This is a genomic window from Cellulophaga baltica (assembly GCF_900102165.1).
Lineage (GTDB): Bacteria > Bacteroidota > Bacteroidia > Flavobacteriales > Flavobacteriaceae > Cellulophaga > Cellulophaga baltica.
The window spans coordinates 132,259-147,039 of the sequence record NZ_FNBD01000005.1; the positions used below are offsets into that span (position 1 = coordinate 132,259).

A 14,781-nucleotide genomic window follows, 5' to 3' on the forward strand; every position below is an offset into this window, starting at 1 on the left:
GCACAATATCCTAATTGATCAAATACCACAACACAGCCAACACAATGAAAAATCTGATCTTTATTTTTATTATTTTATGTTCAATTATCAGTTCTTGCGGTAAAAAAGAAGACACGTTATTTTCTAAAATAAATTCTAATCATTCTGGTATTACGTTCAACAACAAAATAGCAGAAACCGATAGTTTTAACATTATTAATAATGAATATATTTTTAATGGTGGCGGTGTTGCAGTTGGCGACTTTAATAATGATAGCTTACCTGACATTTTCTTCACAGGAAACCAAGAAGCTAATAAACTGTACCTTAACAAAGGAGACTTAATATTTGTAGATGTTTCCAAGGAATCTGGAACAGAAGCTAAAGAAAATTGGAATACAGGTGTTGCCCTTGTAGATATTAACAATGATGGTTTACTAGATATCTACGTTTGCTCTGCCATGCTATCAAAAGAGAAAAAAAGAAATAAGCTTTTTGTGAACCAAGGACTGAATAAAAATGGCACTCCAACCTTCATAGAGAAAGCTCATGAGTATGGAATTTCTGGTAATGAAAATAGTATGAATGCTACCTTTTTTGACTATGATAAGGATGGGCTTTTAGATTTATATGTACTTAACAATGTAGACATTCATGTGCTCCCATCCAATTATAGAAAAAAAATCACGGACGGCTCTTCTTTAAGCAATGATAAATTGTACCACAATAATGGCAATGGAACATTTACAGATGTAACCCTCGAAGCCGGAATTACCATAGAAGGGTACGGACTAGGTCTAGCAATTTCAGATTTGAATAATGATGGCTGGCCAGATATTTATGTGAGTAATGATTACTTGACCAATGACATTCTATATTTTAATAATCAAGATGGAACCTTCTCCAACCAAATCAAAGACGTCATCAAACATCAAAGTAAATTTTCAATGGGTTCTGATATTTCTGATTATAACAATGATGGGTATCTAGATATTATTACACTTGACATGTTAAGTGAGACAAATCAAAGACTTAAAACAACCGTTGACAAAAATAAATATACAAGCTATGTACTCAATGAAAAATTTGATTATGAGTATCAGTATAGTCGAAACATGTTACAAAAAGGGAACGGTCCCGGAATACCTTATAGTGAAATTGGGCTTATGGCCGGTGTTTCTAGAACAGATTGGAGTTGGTCTCCCCTATTTGCTGACATGGATAACGATGGTTATAAAGATTTATTAATCACGAACGGCTTCCCTAGAGATATCACTGATTTAGACTTTCGCGACTTCAAATTTAATGTGAGTCGCTACCTAAGTAATATGCAATTATTAGACTCTATACCTGAGATCAAAATTCCAAACTATGCGTACAAATATGATGGAGATGGCAGATTTATAGATATAGGAGAAGAATGGGGGCTTAATATTCCTTCTTTTTCAAACGGAGCGGCCTATGCAGATTTGGATAACGACGGGGATCTAGATTATGTGGTTAATAATATAAATGATGAAGCTTTCCTTTTCAAAAATAATAGCACTAAAAAAAATAATTACATCCAAGTAGAATTAGTTGGTCCTAAAACAAATAAACTTGGTGTTGGTAGTAAAGTAGTTATCCGATTTGAAAATGATTTATTTCAATACCAAGAACATTACTTAAGTAGAGGCTATATGTCTTCTGTAGAAAGTAAATTGCACTTTGGTTTAGGCGCACAAAAAACAATAAAAAGCATAGAGGTTCTTTGGTCTGATGGCCAATTTGAAAAAGTATCCAATATTGCTGCAAACCAAAAAGTACAATTTAACTTTAACAAAGCGCACGTACCATCAAAGGAAGAGCTAAGTTTTCCTTTTATTTCAAAAAACTCAACACCTTTATTAACTGACATTACAAGAAATACGGCCATTAATTACAAACATGAAGAAATAGATATTATTGATTTTAATGTACAACGAATCTTACCTCATAAGCTTACACAAAACGGTCCTTGCCTTGCCGCTGGCGATTTAAATGGCGATGGATTTGAAGATTTTATCATAGGTAGTTCCTCAGGCTTTTCTCCGCAATTATTCTTTCAAAATACGGAGGGTACCTTTATCCAAGAAGACTTATTTAATGACCCTAAAAACAAAAACTTCGAAGAAGAAAGTATCGCTGTTTTTGATTTAGAGAATGATGGTGATCTAGATATTTACTTGGTATCAGGTAGTAATGAATTTATGCTAGATAATGGTTTTTATGACGATAGACTCCTAATTAATGATGGCAAAGGCAATTTTACAATAGCAACAAATAAAATGCCAAAGATTAGTTCTAGCGGCTCCATTGTTACGGTAACCGATTTTAACAAAGATGGTTTTGTTGATTTATTTGTGGGAGGCCGAACGCCATTTGCAAAGCACCCTATCCCAGACAAAAGCTTTTTGCTCAAAAACAATAATGGCATATTAGAAGATGTTACAGATAGCTATGCTCCAGCACTCAGAAATATAGGCATGGTTACCAGTGCTACATGGAAAGATGTTGATTTAGACGGTTCTGATGATTTAATCGTCGTAGGAGAATTTATGTCCATAACTATTTTTAAAAATGATACCAAATCTTTAAAAATAATGGCAAACACAGGCCTAGACCAACTAGTTGGATGGTGGGAAAGTATAGCCGCGGAAGATTTTGATAAAGATGGAGATATTGATTTTATCGTAGGAAATATGGGTGCCAATAATTTATATCAACCCTCTGCAGAAAGACCAGTTACGCTTATCTCTAAAGATTTTGATAAGAATGGTACATTAGACCCTATCATGTTTGCCTACTTCAAACACAGCTATAAAGATACTAGCTACAAATCTTTCCCTGCTAATTTCTGGGGAGACCTTTATAGCCAGAGTACGCTATTTAGATCAAAATATAACTTCTATAAGGAATATGCACTCGCAACAGAAAAAACTTTACTCTCTGAAAAAGAATTGGAAGGAGCTACCACACTAACAGGCAATTATGACCGAAGTATCTACGTTGAAAATTTAGGAAACGGCAAGTTCAAATACACGCAGTTGCCCTGGGAAGCACAAGTTGCTCCTATCAATAGCATTTTAAGTCTAGATTATAATAATGACGGGAATTTAGACCTCTTGTTAGTTGGTAATGATTTTGGTAATGAGGTTTTTATTGGTCGTTTTGATGCTTTAAACGGATGCTTATTAGAAGGTGATGGAAAAGGAAATTTTAAAACTATTGAAACTAGCGAAAGTGGCTTTTTAGTTTCAGGTGATGCAAAACATATGATTAAAGTAAAACATGCTAAAGAAGAAAATCCTTATATCATTGTTACTCAAAATAGAGATAGTTTAAAAGTCTTTCAAAAAAGTAAAAAATAATTTTAAGCTAAATTCATTTCAATTCGTCCTAAAATTAGGATATAAAAATAGCGCTAAACTTCTTAGCGCTATTTTTATATGGATTCCCTCAAAAAAACAGTTCTAATTGAAAGGAAACAGTCTACACAAAGGCTTTACCATACACTTTCAATCTCTCTAATTTCTAATTTCTTAACTTCTACAGGTTCTTCTCCTTTTTGGTGAAAATTTAGATTGGTGTAATGTTCATTTGGGAAAATTTGCGAGGTCATCACATATTGCCCCTTATTTATAAAAACTTCAATAGAAGACCAATCCATTAAAATTCGGACTTCTACGGCGCCTTCTGGTAAATTTTTGATGGGCATCAACTGATTTTCTTTGGCAAAATCTTCTTGAAAATCTGTTTTACCAGAAGTAGCCCTATCTAAAACAACTTGCTTGTTTGCACCATCAAATAATAATTTAAGTCTATCCTCTTTTTGGTTCGTAAAACTGAGTTCAAAATCTCTCGAAGCTGTGGTAAAGACAATCTCTGATTGACTAATATTTAAACCTGCAACAGAATATATAGGATTAGCTTTAAAAGAATTTGAGGATTTCAACACTTTTTTCAATCCTGTAATTGGATAATTAATTAACTCATACTGCTCATTGATTTTCTCTAAACTCAATTCTCTTGGAATAGTCATAGCGCTGCGCCATTTTTCTGTAGGCGTATCTCTAGCATAGGACCAATTACTCATCCATCCTATGAAAATTCTTTTCCCATCGGGCGTATTATTATAGGTTACTCCAGCATAATTATCTGTCCCCCAGTCCAACCACCTATCCTCTTCTTGGGTAGACGTAAATGTGGTTCCATCAAAATCTCCAATAAAATACTGCGTACCACTACCGCCATTTGGCGCTCCTGGATTAATACTAATAAGCAACACCCATTTTTCTTTAGCTTCTCCTGCAACCTTTAATGGAAACAAATCTGGGCATTCCCAAACGCCACCGTGTGCGCCTTGGTTCTTGCCAAACTCACTAACTTTTTTCCACGAAATAAGTGTATCAGATTGCCATATTTGCAAATGATCACCAGCCACTAAAAGCATCGTCCAATTACTTGCTTTTTCATTCCAAAAAACTTTTGGATCTCTAAAATCTTTAATTCCGTAATTCCCTATAACAGGATTACCTTCATATACCGTAAAAGTCTCTCCATTATCCAAACTATAAGCGATTCCCTGGGTTTGAAAATCTGTTTTTCCTGCTTTTTCTCCATCAATATCATGATACGTAAAAATAGCTACTAACGGAGGGTTTTCTTTAGTGCCGAAACCAGAAGTATTTTCTGTATCGATAACAGCGCTCCCTGAAAATATATACCCATTTTTATCTGGAAATAAGGCTATAGGTTTATGCTCCCAATGTAATAAATCCTTACTTGTCGCATGCCCCCAATGCATAGGTCCCCAAACAATATCATCTGGATAATATTGATAAAAGAGATGATAAATTCCTTGATGATACACCAAACCATTAGGGTCATTCATCCATTTTTCTGGCGGAGTAAAATGATACTGAGGCCGGTATGCCTCTGTATTAGGCAAAATTGCCACCTCGGTAGCCCCTATAGACTCTTCTTTAACTTTGTTTTTCTTTTCTTTAGACTGACAAGAAAGTAAGAAAACCAACCCCATAAAAGAAAATAAACACCTGATTATAAACTTCATATACATTTTATTGAAGTATAAAAATAGTGAAATTAGCGCCACTTTACAGAAAGATAAAAAACTGTTTTGAAATCAGCTTTTCTAATTGGTATCTTTGTTAGAAAATAATTTACAGTGCAAAGACAATACTTGGTTCTAATCATTCTCCTTTGCTTTTCTAACTTTTTAATAGGACAAAGATCTATTGAAAAAACACTAGAAAAGCTCAATAAGGAAAGTATACCTTACATCACTGTAGCAGAACTACAACAACAAGATAGCCTTGTCATTCTTGACACAAGAGAACTTAAGGAATACAAAGTAAGCCACCTAAAAAATGCGATTTGGGTGGGTTATGATAATTTCGACGCCCATAAATTAAAACTGGAAGACAAAAACCAAAAGATAGTGGTCTACTGTTCTATAGGAGTGCGTTCTGAAAATATTGGCGAAAAATTACTAGCAAATGGCTATTCTAATGTCCAAAATCTATACGGTGGCATATTCAAATGGGTAGAAGAAGACCTACCTGTCTATGACTCGGAAAAAAACCGTACAGAAAACGTCCATGTATTTAGTAAGTACTGGGGAAAATTACTGACCAAAGGCAATAAAATCATAAACTAAACAAACACTTGTGTCTAAAGAAAACCTTCTTTTAATTTTTACGAGAAATCCAGAACTTGGCAAATGCAAAACCAGATTGGCGGCCAGTATTGGTGATAAAAAAGCATTAGCTATTTATAAATTCTTACTCAACCATACCGAAGAAATCACTAAAAATCTAACTATAAAAAAACAATTATATTATTCTGAGGAAATTTGGAAGGATGATATTTGGAGCAACGATATTTACGATAAGAAATTGCAAAAAGGAATTAATCTTGGACTGCGAATGGAGAATGCATTTAAAGCTGGATTTAAACAAGGGTATAAAAAAATAATTGTTATTGGTAGTGATATGTATGATCTGACCCAAAAAGATTTGGAGAATGCCTTTACACAATTGGATACATCTGATTTTGTTGTAGGACCTGCAGAAGACGGTGGCTACTACCTATTGGGCATGAAAGCAGTAGAACATGCAGTTTTCACAGATAAAGCCTGGGGCACTCCTACCGTACTAAAAGACACTTTGAAAAATTTAGAAGATAAAAACACAACCCTATTAGAGAAAAGGAATGATGTTGATGTCATAGAAGATATCAAAGACCATCCAGCCTTTCAATCTTTCTTAAAAAAATAACACTCATGAATAAAAAAGAATTAGACGAATCTGTAAGCTACTTAATTGGAAAAGGTTTTGACGCGCCAGAAATAGGAATTGTATTAGGCACAGGACTAGGCAGACTAGCAAATGATTTAGAAGATCCTATTGAAGCACACTACAACCATATTCCATATTTTCCACTAGCCACAGTAGAGTTTCATTCTGGAAAATTAATATTTGGCACCTTACAAGGAAAGAAAGTTGTAGTCATGCAAGGACGTTTTCATATGTATGAAGGGTATGATTTAATAGATGTCACCTATCCAATACGCGTGATGCATCAATTAGGAATTAAAAAGCTTTTTATTTCTAATGCATCGGGCGCTATTAATACCGATTTAAAAAAGGGAGACATGATGCTTATCGAAGATCATATTAACCTTCAGGGAGGCTCACCACTCGCTTTTAAAAATGTTGCCGAATTTGGCAGCAGGTTTACAGACATGAGCGCTCCATACGATGCTGATATGCGCAAGAAGCTACTCGCCATAGCTAAAAAGGAAAATATTATTTTAAAAGAAGGTGTTTACGCCTCTGTCGTTGGCCCACAATTAGAAACTAGAGCGGAATATAGAATGCTCAAAATTCTAGGAGCAGATGCAGTAGGTATGAGTACCGTTCCCGAAGTGATTGTTGCTAATCATTTAAATCTACCCGTTATCGCTGTCTCCGTTTTAACAGATGAATGCAACCCAGAAAACTTGAAACCAGTAGATATTAATGATATTATAGCTGTTGCAGAAAAAACAGAACCTAGTATGGTACAGCTCTTTAGAGAGTTGATCAAACAACTTTAAGGAAAAAAGTACGTTTAAACGATTATACAAGCCGATAAAAAAAATCTTGTAAGGTTATCTTTTAAATTTCAACTAATGTAAAAAAGTGAGTTATGAAAGTTTTTACCTTAATACTGTTTACCCTGTTTTCTCTTAGTTTTACGAGTACTAGTAATTCCGTACCCAATACCAACAGCAAACCCAGCCATGCGGAATGGAATACACTGCTTGGAAAATATGTTGATCAAAAAGGTAATGTAAATTATAAAGATTTTAAAAAAGACGCTTTTGCCTTAAGTACCTATTTAGATAGCTTAGCAAAAAATGCTCCTACAGATCAATGGTCTAAAGATGAGAAACTAGCTTACTATATTAACTTATACAATGCTGCTACCGTAAAATTAATTCTAGATAATTACCCCGTAAAAAGCATCAAGGATATTAAAAGTCCTTGGGATCAAGAATGGGTTAAAATTGGTAACAAAACGTATTCATTAGGAACTATTGAACATAAAATTTTACGTAAAATGAATGAACCAAGAATTCATTTTGCAATTAATTGCGCTTCTTACTCCTGCCCTAAGCTTGAAAATACCGCTTACCTTCCCGCAACTATGGAAGCACAATTACAGAAAGCAACGTTCAGTTTCATAAACGATACCACTCGTAATACTATATCAGAAAACGAATTACAACTTTCTAATATTTTTAAATGGTATAAAAGTGATTTTACAACAAAAGTATCTTTACAAGAATACATAAAACCATATAGCAAAATAGCAATAAGCACAGATGCTAAAGTAAAATACCTTGATTACAACTGGAGCTTAAATGAAATCAAGTAATCCTAAAATAAGCATTGTAATCCCTGTTCTAAATGAAGAACAATGCATTAAAACAATTCTACATTATCTCACTACACACAGTAGTCCTGAGTACATTGAAGAAATTCTTGTTATTGATGGTGGAAGCACGGATAAGACGGTACAGATTGCATTAGAGAATGGCGCTAAAGTCATTCATTCTGATAAGGGAAGAGCAAAGCAGCTCAATACTGGAGCAATGTCTGCAAAGGGTGCTATATTGTACTTCTTACATGTAGACACCTTTCCTCCTATAAAATTTGATAGTCTTATCGTAAATCAAGTGAAGCAAGGAAATAAGGTAGGATGCTTTTTACTTAAATTTGATACCAATAGCAGGTTTTTAAACTTTTTTGGATGGCTAACTAGAATTAATTTATCTATTTGTAGAGGAGGAGACCAATCGCTTTTTATTACCAAAAAATTATTTGATACAACTAGTGGTTTTAATGAAAACTATATTATTTATGAGGATAATGAATTCATAAGACGTATATATAAAATATCCAATTTTACCATACTCCCTTTTCATGTAAAAACCTCTACGAGAAGGTATGATGATAAAGGAAAAATTACATTACAGTATCATTTTGGCGTCATTCACTTAAAAAACTATCTAGGTGCTGGTCCAGAAAAATTATACGATTACTACCGAAGAAAAGTAGCCGTTTAGTTTTCGTAATCTAATATCACCCCTTCACTAATCCATTTAGCGAGTGCCTGCCGGTTATCTGGGTCAAGAATTCTACGTTGATCTTTTTCATTGGTAATATTTCCAATTTCTATAAAAGTCATTGCCGGGTGCGTTTTACGCACCAAATAAAGCGCAGTCCTATCTTCAAAAGTACCAGAATATGTTCTATTAGGTTGGTATTGCTTGTATTTGGCTTCGAAAGTTTTATGAATACTTTCCGCTAATTTTTTACCGTTCTTACTATCCTCATGATGGTAAAAGAAAACATCAATATTTTGACCTTTACTTCTGCTATCTACATGTGTTACAATCAAACGCTGATACTTTCCTTTATTTTCCTTGTAGAGTTTATTAACGATGTCCACACGTTGTTTTAATCGGGCTACTTGATTTAACGGAATTTCCTCATTTGGATAAGCCACCTCATCTCTATCCATCTCCAAAATACGTTCATCTCGGATACCATCATCAGGATCGCGAATAATGACATAGACGATGGCCCCATGAGAAAGCAACTCCTTAGCAAGCCTTAAGGTAACATCATACGCATATTCATCTTCAGAAATTGGTTTCCCAACATAGGTAGTCATAGCTCCAGGATCAGGACCGCCATGCCCTGAAACTAAATAGTATACATTATTTTTTAATTTAGTACTCTGCGGAATCACTTCGGCATGCTTCTTACCAAATATCTCATAAGAAACACCTGCGATAGATGTAGCTTCTGGCTCTACCTTAAGATTTAAATTCTGGACTACTTTAGGTATTTTATATGCTCTGCCTTCATACAGATGAACACTATCACGAAGATTGTGAACATTCATAGAAACAAACTCCTCATAGGTTTCGTACGGATCTGCCCCATGTTTTCTTAATAAGGAGAGTATCCCATCTCCTTTTTCCGCAACTACGGTGTTCACAGAGTCCTGAGCATTTACCGGAAGAATAACGGTACAAACTAAGACAAACAAAACATATTTTATGCCTGATTTTAACATGGTAATTTCAAAATTCAATTTATAAATTTAATGTGTTTGGAAGCGTTACTTTTTATCTTCCATGGCTATGGTTGAGTAATCAATTTGTATACCAGTAGTGATTACATTCGCAAATTTACTTTTATTTGCTTCAGTAGCTGTAACGGGTGGTGTTTTTTTATTCTGATTTTCTACGGTAATAAAGCTTAGTGCTGGCAACACATTATTGATTAAATATACGTTGGTTTTGTTTGATAAAAATTCAGCCTCATGTTGTCTCGCATTCAATCTAAACTTTTTTGATTTAAACGTTTTTGTAATGCTATTGGCAAAATGTTTTCCCTCCATACTCTTCTGATCATGAGCTACCGAAATTATAGAAGAAGCACTAAGACTACCATTCCCCACATCAACCACCAAAAGCCGCTGGTAGTCCTGTTGGTATTTTAAATACCGCTGATTTATTGCAGTTACATAATCTCCTAACTTTACCCCCTCCTCTTTATCATTTTCAAATAAAAACACCCGAGCACCATGAGCTAACAAATTAACAGCCATAGCAGTAGCTAACTGATAATTACTTTTGGAATTCTTCTTTTCTTGCTGAAAATTATCGGCATTAAAATTATCAATAAGTAAATAATATACGGTATTATTGAGCAAGCTATCCCTCTTCTTTATCGCTGTCTTCGTAGTATCGAAAATAGGACGATCTTCTTGATTACTAAGGTTTATCATTCTCCCCATATTCCGAAAAGAACTTTCGCTATTAGGAATCTTATAAGTTTTTCCACGTTCCAAATAACTTCCATCGATAATTGACCCCCTATTTAGTTTCAAAAATTCCTGATAATACTTATCTACCTGAAGGCCTTCTCTCCATAAAACAGAAACAATTCCGTCTCCTTTTTGAGCGACAAATGTCTGATATTTCTCTTGAGAAAAACCAAACTGAATCATCGCGAACAAAGCCAAAAAAGGGGGGATTGTTTTTTTGTAGTTCATTGATACTGATATTTGTAGTAAATATTATTAAAAATATTGTCCAATTCCAAATACTAAGCCTTTTGTTGCATCTTTTGTGACTCCATGGCCATAATCTATCCTAAAAATGGCATTAAAAACTCTTTTATGCATAAAACGCAAACCTACCCCAGGATAAATTCTAATATTTTCATTCTGAGAAAAATCACTTAATTCACCTCCTGGGTTTCGCCAAGAGCCTCCATCTACAAAAACATTGCTCTGTAATACGAACCAATCTTTATCTACTAAGGTATGTCTATACTCTGTATTAAATACTATGGCACCGGTACCGCGATCTATGGTATTACCTACCCCTCTAATATTTAAATTATTATCTAAGGTAAAAGGAGCAAATGGACTATCAGAATTAGTAGCCAACCCTAAGCGGACTCTGTTGGCCCAATTTCCTTTTTGACCTACACGTTTATAAAACAGAAAATCATTAAAGCCTATGACAAAATCTGGAAGATTTGCGTCTGCGCTATGCACATACTGCAAGTTTAATGCGCTTTTAAAGCCATTTAAGTATTGGTAATGATAATTCAGCGCTTCAAAGTTATACAGTAATTTCCATAAGCGTTTGTCAACTTTTAATGCCGTAGGCACTGCATTGCTTGTAAAGCCATCAATATATTGATAGTCTTCAGAAAAAAAAGAAAAACCAAACTCCACTGTATTTTTTAGGTTCATTTGGTACAAGCCTAACACCTCCACCCCTTTATTATTATACTTATAATCTGCAGTAGCTTCACTAAAAAAAACAGGCTCCTGTGTTGTAAAATCATTGTAACTTACTGCTAAACCAAATTTATCAGAAAACAAATAGGGCGCCCTTATACTTACACCATAAGAATTAAATATATCGTATTGATAAAAACCCCCTAGGGTAATATTCCTGCCTAACAAATTAAATTCTTGTAAACCCAACCGAAATGCAAAATCATCATTTGAAGAACTAAAAAGATTTGCAAAAGGAATTAAGGTAAAATTTTCTTCAATGGCAAAAACAACTGCTACAGTACCCTCTCGTAGTTGGTTTATTTTAAAAGTTGCATTTGCTACTGGTGGTAATCTTTTTAATTTTAGAATATCATTTTCTAACGCAAGGGTATTTAAAACATCCCCCTTTCTTGTTGTAATAATTTTTGACAAGAAAGATGGCTTGGTTCTTTTTACACCTGTTATTGTAATTTCTTTAATGATTAGATCCTGCCCTAAGACCGTACCAAACACCATGAAAATAAGACTTAAGAAAAAATAATTTAATTTCATGGTAAAAAATTTCAAATCAATAATTGATTTTATATAATTTTCTTAAGGTTTCTTGTGCTGGCTTGTTTTGGGGCGTAAACCTATTATCCGTACCCCCGCCAGATTGTTTGTGATCTATAAACCACTTCCAAACATATCCTCCCGCAAACCAATCTTCCGACCAAAATTCTTGTATGATAGCTTCTGTAGCATTTACTTGTGCTTCTAAGTTTACATTTTCATCATTCCGATCTACCAACCAAGGTTTCTTAGCGGTATAATCCATACTTCTATAGCCATATTCTGTAAATAAGATAGGCTTATCTTCTTTTGACGCTATCTCCGCTAAACCAGTTTTCCACTTTTGCCAACCCGTTTTCAGAGCCTCAACAGACGGCGATTTATCTTCAGATAAAGGAAAATATGCATCTACACCAATATAATCTAAAGTATTCCAAAAATGAACTTTCTTGTATTCATCCCAATTAGCAGCGTAGGTAAGCTTCCCTTTATAGCGTTCTTTTATTTTAAGAATAAGAGCCATCCAATATTCTGGCCTATTTACCACAAACTGCTCTAACTCTGTTCCTATACACAGAATCTCTACCTTAGCTTCTTGCGCCAATTCTGCATAAGTTAGAATAAAGTCACTATAAGATTGTTCCAGTGTCAGCCATTCCGCTTCGCTATTCATTTTTAAATTTCCAGTAAATTCCCCACGCCATATCCAAATTTGTGGTTTTAACATCACCGCAATATTATTTTTATGGAGCATTTCAATATATTGCTTTGCGCCACTTTTAGTTTCACCAAACCACTGCTTATCCGTATTAAATTTAACTTTGGGAGAAGCTAAATCGCGAATAAACCCAAAAGGCATCACCGCTGCATGGTTTGCATTTAAATCTACCACCTCTTGAATATGTTCTTGTGCTACTTCTATTCTAGAGGATACAAAACTTACTCCGTTAATTTTATTCTTTTCCTGGCTAGAACATGAAATTTGGATACAAAAAAGAAGCAAAACGCCTATTTTATTCATTATACTTGATTTATAATTCAAAAATAGGCATTTATTAAACAGGCTTTAAAAAATACCTCGTAATCCTAAGTTAAAGGTTTCTCCTAGTCCAGTATTAGAACCTCTAACAAAATTTGTATACAGCAGTTCTAAATTTAGTGCTTTGGTTAATTGGTATTTTGCTCCTCCACCTACGGCTGTAAAATCTTGAGAAAAATCATTTCCTAAATCTAATCTTTGAGAGTGTTGCGCTAGTGCTAGCACCGTAAATTTGCTGCTTGGAAAGTAACTTAAAAATAACCCAGGAGTTAAGCTTAAGCTGTTATTCGCAAAACTTTCTTCTTTATCACCAAAATGAAGTTCTGAATTTAGCTCAGAGAATAATTGCCATTTATCTCCTGGAAAGGTATAATCATAGAAAAATCTATTTTGCCAAGTATACCCTTTTTGATCTAAGAACACGCCATTCTCTGTTTCATTATCGACTAAAGGAATGAAAAATGAACTCTGAATACTGAAATTACTCACCGCTGTAAAAGGCACAAATTTTACAGAAGGCGCAATAGAGGTAAGTCCTGAACGCGCCGAAGACTCTTCTCCATCAAATTTAAAAACATCTAAAGCACTTCTATCATTTATAACGTTTGATCTAAATTCTAGAATAACACCAACATTCCATCTTTTATTTTCACCAACACCCGTATACGCTTCTAAACTAGAGGTGAAAAATGTTTGTCTCGGTTCTTTGCCTTCAGAAAAAGTACTCTCTGTTTGCGTATATAAGTTGTTAAACCATTTTATATCATACTGTCCTTTCCCTATTAATTTTGAGGGGGTATATTGTTGAATATTACTTTTCTCTTCTTCATCTTGTGCAAACCCAAATGAGGTTGCTAAGACCAATACTGCCAATGCTATGTAATTTTTGTTTTTCATAATTTTTATTCTTTGATTATCTTAATTTCCTTTAGTTATTTAGTTTCGTTTAGGCGCCAATCATAGCTGTAATAGCCCACTTTTGCACCTTCCGGAAGTTTTTCTGTTTTATATCTATTGATGAAATCTGTTACAGATGCATCTTTTTGTAAAAAATCTTTTTTATACCACTCAAATAATTGAGAGATTTTTACTTTATTCTTTTCTACCATAATAAAGCTTGGGTTGTTGATTGCTTTCTTTGTTTGTTGTGTAAGTTGATGGTCTAATGTAGCTGCTTTATAAGCTGTATTTATTATCGGAGGACAACCTAAACCTGCACAGACTAACACAAAATGAAAGCGTGCTTCTTTAGGAAACTCTGCTCTTAATTTCTTATTTTCTATATCATTAAGGGTGATGTTTGTTCCTCCTATTTTATAGGTGATTTTATCAAAAAAGCCTGCTACATCTAAAGGAGATTTTATAGGGTAATTAGCAACTACACCGTCAATTACAGATATATTATACGCATTGATCCAAAAAGCTTGATACTCTTTCGTGTTTTCCTTAGCAACAGTTTGCGTTGCCAGCATTGTTTTTAAATCTAATAAATCGGTTTTATTCTTCTTTACTGCTTTATAATTAACGCTACCATCAGTCACATACGTTTTAAAAAAAGCATCTGCTTTGTAAATAAAATCTGTAGTTGACTGTGCGAAACTAAAGTTAATTCCCATTAAAAAAAATACTATACCTACACTCTTTTTCATATCTTAAACTTTTTATTAGTATCTACATCTAAGTCGAGAAGCTTTTCAAATGCTAACAATAACAATGCTTCTTGGTTTCGATGGTTCAAAGAGAATCAAAGAATATCACAATTCTATAACAGAAATATTTTATTTAAAAACTTAAATAAAATATTCAGAATTTGT

13 protein-coding genes are annotated in these 14,781 nt (G+C 34.0%); 6 read left to right on the forward strand and 7 right to left on the reverse strand.

The window, feature by feature from the left end; all coding sequences use genetic code 11:
• The first annotated feature begins 44 nt into the window (after positions 1–44).
• Positions 45–3,368 carry a VCBS repeat-containing protein gene (locus tag BLQ19_RS10190; protein WP_074538283.1) on the forward strand — a complete coding sequence of 1,108 codons (3,324 nt, stop codon included), beginning with the start codon at positions 45–47 and terminating at the stop codon, positions 3,366–3,368.
• Positions 3,369–3,502: 134 nt separating this feature from the next.
• Here BLQ19_RS10190 and BLQ19_RS10195 read toward each other — a convergent pair whose 3' ends face one another.
• The gene (locus tag BLQ19_RS10195; RefSeq protein ID WP_074538284.1) at positions 3,503–5,071 is read right to left on the reverse strand and encodes a glycoside hydrolase family 32 protein; all 1,569 of its coding nucleotides are present in this window, start codon (positions 5,069–5,071) and stop codon (positions 3,503–3,505) included.
• Positions 5,072–5,185: 114 nt separating this feature from the next.
• On the opposite strand from BLQ19_RS10195, the gene BLQ19_RS10200 reads away from it, so the two are divergent.
• The 5 genes from BLQ19_RS10200 to BLQ19_RS10220 all read left to right on the forward strand — a co-directional run bounded on the left by BLQ19_RS10200 (position 5,186) and on the right by BLQ19_RS10220 (position 8,632).
• A complete protein-coding gene (locus BLQ19_RS10200; RefSeq protein ID WP_074538285.1) occupies positions 5,186–5,677 on the forward strand; it encodes a rhodanese-like domain-containing protein in 492 nt (163 codons plus the stop codon).
• Positions 5,678–5,687: 10 nt separating this feature from the next.
• Positions 5,688–6,296 (forward strand): TIGR04282 family arsenosugar biosynthesis glycosyltransferase, encoded by a 609-nt coding sequence (locus tag BLQ19_RS10205; RefSeq protein ID WP_074538286.1) that lies wholly within the window; start codon positions 5,688–5,690, stop codon positions 6,294–6,296.
• Positions 6,297–6,301: 5 nt separating this feature from the next.
• The gene (locus BLQ19_RS10210; RefSeq protein WP_074538287.1) at positions 6,302–7,117 is read left to right on the forward strand and encodes a purine-nucleoside phosphorylase; all 816 of its coding nucleotides are present in this window, start codon (positions 6,302–6,304) and stop codon (positions 7,115–7,117) included.
• A 92-nt stretch (positions 7,118–7,209) separates the two neighbouring features.
• Positions 7,210–7,941, forward strand: coding sequence for a DUF547 domain-containing protein (locus BLQ19_RS10215; protein ID WP_074538288.1), 732 nt, complete (start codon positions 7,210–7,212; stop codon positions 7,939–7,941).
• Entirely contained in the window at positions 7,928–8,632 is a 705-nt protein-coding gene (locus BLQ19_RS10220) for a TIGR04283 family arsenosugar biosynthesis glycosyltransferase (protein WP_074538289.1), read from the forward strand. The genes BLQ19_RS10215 and BLQ19_RS10220 overlap by 14 nt, the downstream gene beginning before the upstream one ends.
• Here the strand turns inward: BLQ19_RS10220 and BLQ19_RS10225 are convergent.
• From BLQ19_RS10225 to BLQ19_RS10250, 6 genes are read right to left on the reverse strand one after another with little or no spacing between them, the layout of a single operon-like run.
• On the reverse strand, positions 8,629–9,669 hold the full coding sequence (locus BLQ19_RS10225; protein WP_083332233.1) for an N-acetylmuramoyl-L-alanine amidase family protein: 1,041 nt from the start codon (positions 9,667–9,669) through the stop codon (positions 8,629–8,631). The two genes, BLQ19_RS10220 and BLQ19_RS10225, sit on opposite strands and share 4 nt — an antisense overlap.
• 27 nt (positions 9,670–9,696) lie before the next feature.
• A complete protein-coding gene (locus tag BLQ19_RS10230; RefSeq protein WP_074538291.1) occupies positions 9,697–10,635 on the reverse strand; it encodes an N-acetylmuramoyl-L-alanine amidase in 939 nt (312 codons plus the stop codon).
• Between the two features lie 27 nt (positions 10,636–10,662).
• Positions 10,663–11,928: a POTRA domain-containing protein gene (locus tag BLQ19_RS10235; protein ID WP_074538292.1), complete on the reverse strand. Its 1,266-nt coding sequence runs from the start codon at positions 11,926–11,928 to the stop codon at positions 10,663–10,665.
• 16 nt (positions 11,929–11,944) lie between these two features.
• Positions 11,945–12,949 carry a glycoside hydrolase family 113 gene (locus tag BLQ19_RS10240; protein WP_074538293.1) on the reverse strand — a complete coding sequence of 335 codons (1,005 nt, stop codon included), beginning with the start codon at positions 12,947–12,949 and terminating at the stop codon, positions 11,945–11,947.
• Between the two features lie 45 nt (positions 12,950–12,994).
• Complete coding sequence (locus tag BLQ19_RS10245; RefSeq protein ID WP_074538294.1) at positions 12,995–13,864, reverse strand: transporter family protein; 870 nt, start codon at positions 13,862–13,864, stop codon at positions 12,995–12,997.
• A 35-nt stretch (positions 13,865–13,899) separates the two neighbouring features.
• Positions 13,900–14,616 (reverse strand): DUF547 domain-containing protein, encoded by a 717-nt coding sequence (locus BLQ19_RS10250; RefSeq protein WP_074538295.1) that lies wholly within the window; start codon positions 14,614–14,616, stop codon positions 13,900–13,902.
• Between the last annotated feature and the right edge of the window lie 165 nt (positions 14,617–14,781).

Excerpts from the sequence above, each read along its gene's own strand:
- BLQ19_RS10190 (WP_074538283.1), top strand. The coding sequence starts at position 45 with ATGAAAAATCTGATCTTTATTTTTATTATTTTATGTTCAATTATCAGT.
- BLQ19_RS10195 (WP_074538284.1), bottom strand. The coding sequence starts at position 5,071 with ATGAAGTTTATAATCAGGTGTTTATTTTCTTTTATGGGGTTGGTTTTC.
- BLQ19_RS10210 (WP_074538287.1), top strand. The coding sequence starts at position 6,302 with ATGAATAAAAAAGAATTAGACGAATCTGTAAGCTACTTAATTGGAAAA.
- BLQ19_RS10215 (WP_074538288.1), top strand. The coding sequence starts at position 7,210 with ATGAAAGTTTTTACCTTAATACTGTTTACCCTGTTTTCTCTTAGTTTT.
- BLQ19_RS10220 (WP_074538289.1), top strand. The coding sequence starts at position 7,928 with ATGAAATCAAGTAATCCTAAAATAAGCATTGTAATCCCTGTTCTAAAT.
- BLQ19_RS10230 (WP_074538291.1), bottom strand. The coding sequence starts at position 10,635 with ATGAACTACAAAAAAACAATCCCCCCTTTTTTGGCTTTGTTCGCGATG.
- BLQ19_RS10235 (WP_074538292.1), bottom strand. The coding sequence starts at position 11,928 with ATGAAATTAAATTATTTTTTCTTAAGTCTTATTTTCATGGTGTTTGGT.
- BLQ19_RS10240 (WP_074538293.1), bottom strand. The coding sequence starts at position 12,949 with ATGAATAAAATAGGCGTTTTGCTTCTTTTTTGTATCCAAATTTCATGT.
- BLQ19_RS10245 (WP_074538294.1), bottom strand. The coding sequence starts at position 13,864 with ATGAAAAACAAAAATTACATAGCATTGGCAGTATTGGTCTTAGCAACC.
- BLQ19_RS10250 (WP_074538295.1), bottom strand. The coding sequence starts at position 14,616 with ATGAAAAAGAGTGTAGGTATAGTATTTTTTTTAATGGGAATTAACTTT.